The 11606-nt window shown below is 63.7% G+C and carries 10 protein-coding genes and 1 pseudogene; 7 read left to right on the forward strand and 4 right to left on the reverse strand.

Annotated features, from left to right (window positions below; all coding sequences use genetic code 11):
• The 3 genes from PQR32_RS00005 to PQR32_RS00015 all read right to left on the reverse strand — a co-directional run.
• Positions 1-1369 (reverse strand): DUF1329 domain-containing protein (locus PQR32_RS00005; RefSeq protein ID WP_408221545.1); only part of this gene is annotated, 1369 nt, incomplete at its 3' end.
• A gap of 99 nt (positions 1370-1468) precedes the next feature.
• Positions 1469-3043: a DUF1302 domain-containing protein gene (locus PQR32_RS00010; RefSeq protein WP_408221546.1), complete on the reverse strand. Its 1575-nt coding sequence runs from the start codon at positions 3041-3043 to the stop codon at positions 1469-1471.
• Positions 3044-3154: 111 nt separating this feature from the next.
• Positions 3155-4066: an SDR family oxidoreductase gene (locus PQR32_RS00015; protein WP_408221547.1), complete on the reverse strand. Its 912-nt coding sequence runs from the start codon at positions 4064-4066 to the stop codon at positions 3155-3157.
• Positions 4067-4238: 172 nt separating this feature from the next.
• On the opposite strand from PQR32_RS00015, the gene PQR32_RS00020 reads away from it, so the two are divergent.
• From PQR32_RS00020 to PQR32_RS00035, 4 genes and pseudogenes are all read left to right on the forward strand, one after another.
• The gene (locus tag PQR32_RS00020) at positions 4239-5117 is read left to right on the forward strand and encodes an alpha/beta fold hydrolase (RefSeq protein WP_408221548.1); all 879 of its coding nucleotides are present in this window, start codon (positions 4239-4241) and stop codon (positions 5115-5117) included.
• Between the two features lie 69 nt (positions 5118-5186).
• Positions 5187-5972: an SDR family NAD(P)-dependent oxidoreductase gene (locus PQR32_RS00025; RefSeq protein WP_408221549.1), complete on the forward strand. Its 786-nt coding sequence runs from the start codon at positions 5187-5189 to the stop codon at positions 5970-5972.
• A gap of 8 nt (positions 5973-5980) precedes the next feature.
• Complete coding sequence (locus PQR32_RS00030; RefSeq protein WP_408221550.1) at positions 5981-6373, forward strand: nuclear transport factor 2 family protein; 393 nt, start codon at positions 5981-5983, stop codon at positions 6371-6373.
• 18 nt (positions 6374-6391) lie between these two features.
• Positions 6392-6912 (forward strand): annotated as a pseudogene (locus PQR32_RS00035) (LbetaH domain-containing protein).
• Between the two features lie 152 nt (positions 6913-7064).
• Here PQR32_RS00035 and PQR32_RS00040 read toward each other — a convergent pair.
• Positions 7065-8066 carry a helix-turn-helix transcriptional regulator gene (locus PQR32_RS00040; protein WP_408221551.1) on the reverse strand — a complete coding sequence of 334 codons (1002 nt, stop codon included), beginning with the start codon at positions 8064-8066 and terminating at the stop codon, positions 7065-7067.
• A 182-nt stretch (positions 8067-8248) separates the two neighbouring features.
• Between PQR32_RS00040 and PQR32_RS00045 the strand changes: the two genes are divergently transcribed.
• The 3 genes from PQR32_RS00045 to PQR32_RS00055 all read left to right on the forward strand — a co-directional run bounded on the left by PQR32_RS00045 (position 8249) and on the right by PQR32_RS00055 (position 11592).
• A complete protein-coding gene (locus PQR32_RS00045) occupies positions 8249-9160 on the forward strand; it encodes a helix-turn-helix domain-containing protein (protein ID WP_408221552.1) in 912 nt (303 codons plus the stop codon).
• Between the two features lie 481 nt (positions 9161-9641).
• Positions 9642-10067 (forward strand): DUF3830 family protein, encoded by a 426-nt coding sequence (locus PQR32_RS00050; RefSeq protein WP_408221553.1) that lies wholly within the window; start codon positions 9642-9644, stop codon positions 10065-10067.
• Between the two features lie 304 nt (positions 10068-10371).
• Entirely contained in the window at positions 10372-11592 is a 1221-nt protein-coding gene (locus PQR32_RS00055) for a sensor histidine kinase (RefSeq protein ID WP_408221554.1), read from the forward strand.
• Positions 11593-11606: the final 14 nt, after the last annotated feature.

The following is an 11606-nucleotide window of genomic DNA, read 5'->3' on the forward strand; positions in this document are numbered from 1 at the left end:
CGCCGCGAATCGCGTCAGGTGAGAAGTAGGCTTCGGTCAGTTGCGAGCCACGCGTGAGCACGGGCATCGGTTCCTGATTCACCAGACGGTCGGCGTAGTAGGCGCCCGAGATCAGGTCGTGATAGAACACGGCGGTCGAATAGAACGTTTTCGCATCGAATGCATAGAGCGTCGGCGCGAAGTTCGTGCGCCACAGCGTGCCGCGCGCGTCGTAGTTGTCAGCGGCCACGGCATTCCACGTGTCTTCGTCGAGATACAGCACACGTTTTGCATATTGATGGCGATAGCCGGACTTGAGCGTCGCCTGCAATACCCAGACGCGATGCAGTTCGAAGCGCATGTACTGCATGTTCTCGTGACCCTTGGTGAGCAGATCGGTGTACTTGATCGAGGGGTCCATCAGCTTGTAGTTGTCGTAGGGAACATACACCTCGCGCTTGCCGACGATCTTCCAGTCGTAGCGTTCGCCCGAGCCGTTGAAGAGGCGGTCGTCGTCGACGGTGCGGAAACCACCCGGCCCTTCGGGCTGGTCGAAGCCGAATTCCGGCGCCTGCCGCACGCGCCGCGTGCCGGGGTTATACGACCAGGTGCGGCGCGTATCCGAGCCTTCCTGGTCCCACATCTCGAAGCCGGTAATGATGGTGCCGCGATCGGAGAGCGGCAGCATGGTGGTCTGGCGGAAGAAGCTCTTGCTGTTCAGTGCATTCTTCGGGTCGAAGCGGTCCGCGCTGCGCGGTCCGTAAATCGCGTATTGCACCTTGCCCCACGCGATATTGCCGTCCGGATAGACGACGGCCTGATCGTAGGTCGCGGTTTCGCCTTCGATGGTGGAGGCGAAGCGCAGATTCCACATTGCCTCCACGCCGTTCTTCGGTACGGGGAACGGCGTGACCGGCGGAAACTCCTTCAGGCCGTTCTGGTCTTTCGTCATCGTAGTGGTCGGCGCGTACAGGCGGATGTCCTTGTACACGGCATCGCCGTAACTGAAATCGCGGTGGCTCGGATAGACCGGAATCTTGAAGGTGTCGGGATACTTCTTGAGCAGCGCTTTCTCGCCGTCGGTCAACCGCGCTTCGTATTGCTGCATGTTCTGCGCGGTAATCACGAAGAGCGGCTTCTCGCTTGCATACGGATCGGGAAAGCGCTGGCCCTGCTTGTAGTCGACGCCGGGTGGCGTGCCGAACCACTTGCCGCTCCATGCGGGGATCGTGCCGTCGGCGTTGGCCGCGCGCTCGGCGCCCATCGGCGTGAGCGCTCCTTCGAGTTTGGCGATATCTTCCGGGCTGGTTTTGGCGAACGATGCGGCTGCGAGCGCGGCGCCTGCGGCGAACACGCAGACACGCAGTGCGGGATTGAAAATTCGACTCATGACCAAATCCTCTTGCAGTAAAAAGACGGCTGATTCAAAGGGTGATGCGTGTTGCAAGGCGCCGCGGATTCACCTTCGGGTTCAACGCGGCGCGTCGACTCAGAACGAATAGGTCGCGGTCGCGAGCACATAGTCGCGATCGGCGAGCGGGCGGTTGGTCGGGTCCGGGCGACCAAGAAACTTCGCGTAGACCAGTGCGAGTTTCAGGTTGCTCAGACGCGTGAAGTTCACACCGACCGTCACGCGGTGGTCGCCCACGCCGGTCATCGAACCGAGTGCGCCGGCCAGTGCCGATTTGCCGGTGAAGTCGTCGGCGTAAGTGATCGGCACGTCCACGTCCCAGCCGCTGAAGACGTTCTTGTAGCTGAGCGTCCAGGCCACTTCGAAGGCGGCGGAATTGCGTGTGTTGGCAAGCGTCGACGAACCGAGCAGCGGCGTGATATTGCCCGCGTGCACGTACGACACTTCGCCCACCAGTGTCTGCGAGGCGGCGAGGAAGGTCGGACCGATCGAATAGATCGCGGAGAGATTCGATTGCCAGATGTCGCCGCGCGTGGTTTGCGCACCGGCGGCGGTATTCACGAGCACGGCGGCGCCTTGCCGGTACGAGGTTTCGCCCGCGACGTTCACGCCGTTCAGATCGGTGGAGAAGCTCAGGCCGCTGAGCTTGATGTTGTCGAAGTATTTTTGCTGATAGCCGAGGGTCGGGAAATAGGTCGTCACGACACTGGGGTTCATGTCGTTGTAGTGCAGGTAGTAGGCGCCGATTTCCGTATCGCCGAACACGCGCCAGCGCGCGCCGAGACCCCATTGGCCGCTGTTGCCTGGACGAATGTCGTCGCCGCGCGGAATATGAATGCCGCCCGGTCCGATGATGTATTCCGCGCCGGGGCCGACCACGTCGGAATAGCTCATGTAGCTGCCGGGCGCGCTCAACTGGTTCGGCTGGAAAGAGAACTGGTAATAGCCGAGCAAACTGAAATTCGGCGCGATCTGCCATTGCGTGGAGATCTGCGGAACCGGCAGCAGAATGTCCTTCACTTCTGCGCCCGCGACGAACGATTTGGTGGCGTCAGCAGGGCCTTGCGCCCCCGCGATGTTCGGGAAGAACACGCTCTCGCCCCACGCCACGACCTGATCGCCGACCTTCACGTTCAGGCTCGTGCCGCCCAGCTTGAATGTGTTGTACACGTAAGCCGCGAGCAATTGGGTGCGGCCGCCGGCCCAGTAATTCGCCTGCTCGGTGAAGTTGTTGAAGACGCCGCCGTGATTCACGGTGCCGGGTGCGTCGTTGTAGTTCGGATGTTGATAGGCCTGATCGTAGAACGTGTCGGCGCGCACGAACACGCCCCAGTCGTCGTGTTTCAGGTTCACTTCGCCGAGCAGGCTCACCTGGTTCTGGATCAGCTTGTTTTTGGCGAAGTTGCGGTCGCCGTCGTCGCCGTTGATGTTCTCCGGCGTCAGCAGATTGCCGCTCGGCGCGCGCGTGCGCATGCCGAGACCATAGCCGAGCGTGAAGGTGTAATCGAGCGTGGTGTCCGCACCGAGATTGAGCGTGTCGCCTGCGTGGGCGGGCGCCATCGTGAGCGTCGCCGCGGCCAGCATCGTGAGTTTGCATGCCGTGCACAGCGCGCGCATCGCTGGTGCGCGCTCTCGTGTTCCGTTGATCTGCATTCTGTCTCCTCTGTGGTCACATCTGAAATTTGTTGTGCTCAGAGGTTAGGCGGCGCGTGCGGCGCGAGAATCGTCAAAACGGACTAGTCGATTGTCCTGGGGACGTGAGTGCTAGTGACGCGCAGGTTCGTCGGACTTCGCGGTGAAGGCCTGATGCAGGCCGGTGGCGGCGAGAAAGGCCGGCACTTCGCCGCCGCCTTCGAGAATCAGATTGCTGCCCGATGCATATGCCGCGTGCGGCGACGCCAGGAAGAGGCACGCGGACGCGATGTCGGCAGGCTGGGCGAGACGTCCTGCGGGAATCGTTGCTTCGATGCGGGCGAGCGAGATGTCTTGCGCGTCGCTCGTCGATGAGCCGGTGTGTCCGCTGGTGGCAGCTTCGGTGTGCACGAGACTCGGGCTCACCGCGCAGACGCGTACCTTTGGCGCCCATTCGACCGCGAGCGAACGCACGGCATTGAGCAGGCCCGCTTTGGCCGCACCGTATGCGGCTGTGCCCGGGGAGGCCCGCAAGCCGCTCACACTGCCGATGAACAGCAACACACCGCCTTCGCGCTGGCGTTGCATCAGCGCATTGGCGCGTTGCGCGAGTTGCAGCGGCGCGAGCAGGTTCAGGCGGATGACCGCTTCGGTGAAACGCGGCGAGGCATCGGCGGCGAGCGCGAACGGGGCGCCGCCCGCGTTGCTGACCACGATGTCGAGGCGGCCGGTTTCGCGCTCGATCTGCGCGAGCATGGCGTCGATTGCGTCGATGTCGCGCACGTCTGCGGCGATGAAGCGCGGGGTCGGATTTGGCGAGTGCGCGGACGGATCGCGAGGCGCGTCGTCGTGAGAGCTTCCTGACCGCTTTTCACGCGGATCGTGCCGCTCCGGCGAACCCGATACCGCGTTCTCCGGTGGCGTCCGTCCACACACATAAACCGTCGCGCCAGCCGCGACGAACGCTTGCGCGATGCCCGCGCCGATCCCCTTGGAGCCGCCCGTCACCAGTACCACCTTGCCGCTGAAATCGAATCCTGTCATTGCCGCTGTCTCCATCAGTTCGTGTGGGCCCGATGGTAGGAGAAATGCGGTGACGCCTCGTAGTCTGAAAAGACGATGCCGATCCGCGTGTTCGCGCCGATGATGATTGCGCTGGCGACTCACATACCATCTGTCGCGCCGAAGAGCGCGGTGCGAAAGGAGACAAGCGCGCATGACCGCAAAGCCCATCGAATTCCAGCAAGCCGCGCCGCAATCGCGCGCACCTTTGCAGCCGCCCACCGGCGTTTTCACCGAGGTGCCCGGCGGCCTCACGCTGCATCACTTCGAAGCCGGCAGCGGCGCGCCCGTCGTGTTCATTCACGGCAGCGGCCCAGGCGCGAGCGGCTTCAGCAATTTCAAACACAACTACCCGCAATTCGCGGCCGCGGGCCACCGGGCGATCGTGGTTGATCTGCCGGGTTACGGCGCGTCGTCCAAGCCTGCCGACGCGCACTACACGCTCGACTTCTTCGTCAGCGCATTGCGTGCGCAACTCACGGCCAACGGCATCGGGCGGGCCACACTGCTCGGCAATTCGCTCGGCGGCGCGATCGCGCTGCAATACGCGCTCGACTATCCCGAGGACGTCGACAGTCTGATCATGATGGCGCCCGGCGGCGTCGAAGAGCGCGAGACGTACTTCAGAATGGACGGCATCCAGAAGATGGTGGCGCTGTTCACGAACCGGCAAATGAACCGGCTGACCATGCGGCAACTGCTCGAAATGCTGGTGTTCGATCGCAGCCTCGTCACCGACGCGCTGGTCGACGAACGCCTGCGCGTGTGCGAGCAACAGCCGCCCGAGGTGCTCTCGACCATGCGCGTGCCGAACCTCACCGCGCGTCTCGCCGAGCTGAAGTGTCCGGTGCTCGGCTTCTGGGGCAGCGACGACCGCTTCAATCCGGCGAGCGGCGCGATGCGCTTCCTTGAACATTGTGCCGACGCGCGCTTCGTGCTGATGAATCGCTGCGGCCATTGGGTGATGGTCGAACACCGGCGGTATTTCAATCGCGAATGCCTGGAATTTCTCGCGGAGCGGCGCGGCGCTTGAGGCATGCTTCAGTCTGCGGCGCGCGACAACGCGGCGCGGACCACCCAACTACAACATGACGGAGACGCTATGACTTTTCCCCATCAACTGTTCGACATGAGCGGCAAAGTGACCGCGATCACGGGCGGCGCGCGTGGCATCGGTGCGCAGACGGCGCGCACGCTGGCGGCGGCCGGCTCGGCGGTCGCCGTGCTCGACGTGCTCACCGAAGCCGGCGAACAACTCGTCGCCGGGATCAACGAGTCGGGCGGCAAGGCAGCGTTCTGGAAAATGGACGTGACGCAGGAAGACAGCGTGCAAAGCGTGTTCGGTGAAATCGCCGCGCGCTTCGGACGACTCGACGCGCTGGTGAACAACGCGGGCATCGAAGGCGCGAATCTGCCGACGCACGAAATGACGCTGCAGCAGTGGCAGCAAGTCATGGACGTCAATGTCACGGGCGTGTTCCTGTGCACCAAGTACGCGATCCCGCACATGCTGGCCGCGGGCGGCGGCTCGATCGTGAATCTGTCGTCGATGTACGGCCTCGTCGGCGGCCCGGACGTGCCGGCGTATCACGCGTCGAAAGGCGCGGTGCGCTTGATGGCGAAGACCGAGGCGATGCTGTACGCCACGCAGAACATCCGCGCGAATTCCGTGCACCCCGGCTTCATTCGCACGCCGTTGCTCGAAGAAGCCTTCGCCAAACTCGGCGACCCGGAGCAGATTTTCGCGCATATGAAAACGCTCGTGCCGCTCGCGAAGATCGGCGATCCGCAGGATATCGCCGCGGGCATTCTCTATCTGGTCTCGCCGGCTGGCCGCTACGTGACGGGCACGGAGCTGGTGATCGACGGCGGCTACACCGCACGCTAGGAGCGCGAATGAACTCGAGTGAAAACATGAAGGCGCGCCTCGTCGAGTATATCGAGGCGTTCAACGCGGCCGACGCCGCGCGCGTGGCGTCGCTGTTCGCCGATAACGCGAGCGTCGAGGATCCGGTCGGCACGCCGGTCAAGGAAGGCTGCGGCGAGATCGACGCGTTCTATGCATACGCGACCTCGGTGGGCGCGCGGCTCGAACTGATGGCGCCGCCGCGCGGCTCGCACGGCAATAGCGCGTCGATCAGCTTTCGCGTGCATGTCACGTCGCAAGACGGACGGCCCGCGTATATCGACGTGACCGACGTGATGGATTTCGACGCCGCCGGCAAGATCGTGCGCATGCGCGCGTACTGGGGCGCCGACGACTATCACCTGTCGTCGCAGACGGCCTGACGCGGCCGGCGCGAAGCGATGGCGCTCTATGAGTTCAACGGTAAGCGGCCGCGCGTCGATCCGTCGGCGTACGTGCATCCGAGCGCGGTGCTGATCGGCGACGTGGCGGTGGGCGCGTGCTGTTACATCGGGCCGTTCGCGAGCCTGCGCGGCGATTTCGGGGCGGTGGTGGTCGAGCGCGGCAGCAACGTGCAGGACGCCTGCGTGCTGCATACGGGTGTCGAAAACACGTGCCGGCTCGGGGTCGACGCCATATCGGCCATGGCGCGATCGTTCACGGCGCGACGCTCGAGCCGAACACCATGGTCGGCATGCACGCCGTGGTGATGGACGGCGCGGTGCTCGGCGAGGCCAGCATCGTGGCCGCCTGCGCGTTCGTGAAGAAGGATTGGCATGTGCCGCCGCGCGTGCTGGTGGCGGGTGTGCCGGGGCGGGTAGTGCGTCTCCTGGGCGACGAGGAGGTTCGCGCGAAGTCGTCCGGCACGCGGGTGTATCAGCAGCTTGCGGCGGATTGCCTGCGCACGATGCGCAGCGTGTGAGCCAGAGTGAGGTGCACCGCAGGGCGCGGGAAATCGCCGTAGCGGAGCGGTCCTGCCGCATGTCCGGCGCAGCAGGCGCGCCGCGATGATCCGATTGCGAGGGGGTCACAACCGGCATGCGCCTGCGTGCCGGTTGTGGCCTTCGCCTGTTTCTACGTTACATACGCCTGCGCGACATTGATCAACTGCACGCGGTTGCGCACGTTGAACAACTGCCGCAGACGGCGCAAGTGATAGTCGACGTTATGCGGCGACAGCCCGAGGAAGTAGGCAATCTCCTTGTCCCGCTGACCCTGCACGACCGCCTTCAGCACCGCATGCTGCAATTCGCTCAGCGTGACGCGCTGCTGCTGCGCGGGCGCGATGCCGATCACGCTCTTCGCGTGCGTCCAGATGAATTCGTGAATCGTGTGCGCGAACATCAGCGTCTCGGCCACGATCGATTCGGTCATCCAGCGCGGATTGCCGGTCTCCGAGTTGAAGCACAGGCTCGCGCTCAGTTCCGGCTCCGGCAGCGGCATCTGCGTGAGAATGCCGCTTTTGCGCCCGGTCGCCTCCAGCATGTCGATCAGCCCGCCGAGCCGTTCGCTGCGCATTTGCGCACGCGGCAGGTCGGCGCGCATGTCGGCCGTGTTCCAGAGAAACGGCATGCCGGTTGGCGAGGCCAGCGCCACGCGCGGGTCGAGCTCGAAATAACGCTCGCGGAAATAACGCGTCAGCCAACTTTGCGACTCGTAGCTGGTCAGCACGAACATCGTCTTGTGATGCGCCGACGTGCGCGTGGCCGAATAGCTGAATGAGTCGAAGCCCAGTTGCCTGATGCGCTGCCGCACGAATTCGATGCGGTCCTGCGCGCTGCCAAAGCGCACCAGCGGACTGATGACGGGTGCGGCGCGCCGCGCGGCGGGCGAGGGCGTGCCGATCTCCTCCTCGGTGAAGAGCGTGAGAAAGCCTGTGGGCGCCACGCCTGTTGCACTGCGGTTGGGTGCCCTGGATGCTTCAGCCGCGTGGGCTGATTTCTCGAGTTGCCGCGTGCCGGCCTGGTAAGCCGGTTGGGCGGTAACCGCCGAGTTGTATGCTGCCGACGCGTGCCCGGCTTCACCTTGCGGTGAGCCAGTCAGCCAATGCGGCAGCGTATCGCATTCGTGTTCCATGAAACGGTAGCTCCGGCGTTCGAAACGCGTGAAAGACGACAACCTGAATGATTAGCTATTTCCAAAAATTGCGGTAGCCGGTTCCTTGCTATCATTTTTGAGTTCTTGCTCCGACAGCGGATTGGCAACGCGGGTATGGCAGGGTTCACTCTTCATATGGCACCTCCCTGGGAATGGACGTGATGGCACGAATTCCAAAACTCACAACGACGCTCGCCTACGACCGCTACATGGCGGGCGAGAAACTGGTGTCGAGCGTGGATCGCCCGTGGCGGCACCTCGTGCTGCGCTCATATCTCGAACCGGCCGAGCAGGAACTGCTGGAAGCGCCCGGCTTGCAGGACCTCACGCTGATGACCCTCGCGAGCGGCGCCGAGCACCTCGAGCGCAACCTGAACGGCCGCTGGGAAAGCGCCGATCTGCGGGTGGGCGACGTCTGGTTCGTGCCGCCCACGCCAATCTCGTGGCGCTGGCGTTCGATCAGCGATGAGCCGCTGTCGACCGTCCATTTGCACATCGAGCGCAGCCTGATCGACAGCGTCGCCGATCAGTTGGAGCTTGGCAGCTCCCGCGAGCTGTCGCTCGGCGACGCGATGCAGTTTCGTGATCCGCTGGTCGCCGCGATGCTTGCTGCATTGCATCGTGCCGCCGCCGATCCGGCCGACTCGCGTCTGTATGTCGACGCGCTGGTTCACGCGCTCGCCGCGCACCTGTTGCAGCACTACTCGCGCGGCCGCCCCGCGCTGGCCGGATTGCTGGGGCGCCCGGAACGCCTCGTGCCGCGCCGGATCCGCCGTGTAACCGATTACATTCGCGCCAATCTCGCCGGGGATCTGGCGATCAGCGAACTGGCCGCACAGGCGGGGTTAAGCAGCTTTCATTTTGCGCGTGTGTTTCGCCGCGAGACCGGCGAGACGCCGCATCAGTACGTATCGCGTTTGCGGCTCGAGGAAGCGGCGCGGCTATTGCGTGCCACCGATCAGACCGTGCTGCAGATTGCGATCGCGGTTGGTTTCGAGAATGCCAGTCATTTCTCCGTGCAGTTCAAGCGTGACTACGGCGTGACGCCGCTCGCTTACCGGCTGCGCGGCTGAAGTACGGATTGCGCGGCTGGAAGTGGCCGGCTGGTCAGCCCGGCAATGGCGGGACGGCGGCGGACAGTTCGAGGCAGCCCGATGAGTGCACCCGGCCTCGCCGCTGTCGCCGCCGGGCAGTGCAGCCGCCCTGTCTCTGACGGCAGACCGGGTTGGGTCGCCGGAAGGTACAGTCCGAGAGCCGCCTTGGGGGAATCACGCACTTGCGCAGTGTGCTGCGCATTGCGCGGCTTGCAAACTACGAACTTTCGTGGCGCATGGATGGTTGGACCTGGCATGGGCATGCCGTCGTGGCTTGCCGGGCGCTATCCGCACAAAAGATCGGCGCTGGTCCAACTGGACTGACCAGTCGAGCGCCAACTGTATCTGTCGAAGCCTTGCATCGGACGACAGAATGACGTGCCTACGGCCTGGCTCCCGCCTCGCGTCAGACCTCGACCGACCATTCCATTCCATTCACGTTCACACTGGACACCTGGCGATGACCCGACTCCGAATCACCTCCTGCGGCTATGTCTTTACCGCCGAAACCCACCCGGACGCGCCGCAAACCGTGGCCGCCTTCCTGAAGCTTCTGCCGTACCGGCAAAAGATCATTCACGTGCGCTGGAGCGGCGAAGGCTGCTGGGTGCCGCTCGGCGACTTCAAGCTCGAGAACGACGGCGCGGCGGTCGGCTTCGAGAATCACACGAGCCATCCGTCGGTCGGCGACGTTCTGTTCTACCCCGGCGGCTACAGCGAAACCGAGATCATTCTCGCGTACGGTTCGTGCTGCTTCGCGAGCAAGTTGGGACAACTGGCGGGCAACCACTTCCTGACCATTGTCGAAGGCAAGGAGAAGCTGCGCGAACTCGGGACCAAGGTGTTGTGGGAAGGCGCGCAGGACGTGTTGTTCGAAAAGATCTGAAGCGGCGACGCGGTGTCCGTATCGGGAAGGCGCTCGGGCGGCTCTCGAGGGGACTTCCTTAGTGCGGCCTCCGCGCGGCTTCCTGCGGGCCGCACTAGCGCGGACGCGTCCTAACCCTGGTTAATTTTTGTTCCGTAAATCGCGCATACTGGAGGCGCCCGGGCGGCTTGTGCAGCGCTCATAATTTGCCTCCTGAGCGCGGTTTGCAGTCCATGCGGTCGCGTTGAGTACGCCCCGAAGGAAGTCCCCGCGGGGCTGGCGCGGAACACCTATTTTCGCCGCCATGCGGCGCCAGGTCTCCCACATGACAGACTCGCACGTACTGCCGCTGACCGCTTTTGCCGCACAGTTGCGCCTGCAACAGGTCGATCTGACCGAACGCTGGATGAAGGCCGTCTTTCATGACGCCGAATTGACCGAATCCGACCGGCTGACCTATGAGCAACTGGCCGATCACATTCCGAACATCCTCGACGAAATCTGCAGCGTGCTGGAGAACCAGGATCTCGACCACGTCGAGAGCGCGATCGAACGCGACGCGCGCCTGCACGGCAAATTGCGCTGGAAGCAGGGTTACCGGATCGACGAACTGGTGCGCGAGCTCGATCTGTTCCGGCAGATGCTGACCGGCGCGATCGTCGAATTCAGCGAAGCCCGGCCGTATTTCACGCGGCGTCATGAGGAGCGGGCGCGGCATTTCATCGACGAAGCCGTCAGTTTCGTCACGCTTACGTCGATCCGCGAGGTCGTTAGCGAGCGCGACCGAAAGATCGACGACTACACCGGGCGCCTCGAGCGCGCCAATCACGAACTGACGCTCAAGCAACGGCTGGTCGGCGATCTGTACGAGTCGCGCATGCAGATCACACGCAGCGTCGTGCATGATCTGCGCAACTTTCTCAACGTGTTTTCGATGGCGCTGCAACTGATCAGCCGCGCGCCGTCCAAAATCGAGACCGCGCTCGCGCTCGCGAACCGTCAGGCAGCCGATATGAAAACGCTGGTCGACGAACTGGTCGAATACTCGGTCGTGCTGGGTGACGACAGTCCGCTCGTGCTCGAAAGCTTCGCGCTGCGCGAGTTGTTCGACGAACTGGTGATTTCGTGCGAAAGCGCGATCGAAGCGAAAGGGCTGCGCCTTCTGACGGCCTTCGACGGCGCGTTGGATGTGGTCGTCTCCAACCGTCTCAAACTCAAGCAGGTCGCGCTCAACCTGCTGACCAACGCGGCCAAATACACGAAGGCCGGCCAGGTCGAATTGAGCATGACGGCCGCGGAGGACGATCGCTGGCGCCTGCGCGTGTCGGATACGGGTGTGGGCATCGGCGCGTCGGACCGGGAACGCGTGTTCAAGGAGTTCGAGCGCGCCGCCGATGACGACATTCCGGGCGCGGGTCTGGGTCTCGCGATCGTCAAGGAATTGTGCCGGGTGCTGGAGGGCGAAATTCGGTTTGATTCGCAGGAAGGCGAGGGGACGATCTTTGAGATCAGTTTTCCAATGCGCTTGCAGGCGGCGGGTGGCTGATAGGTCTGTCTGGG

Source organism: Paraburkholderia dipogonis (assembly GCF_046027395.1).
GTDB lineage: Bacteria > Pseudomonadota > Gammaproteobacteria > Burkholderiales > Burkholderiaceae > Paraburkholderia > Paraburkholderia dipogonis_A.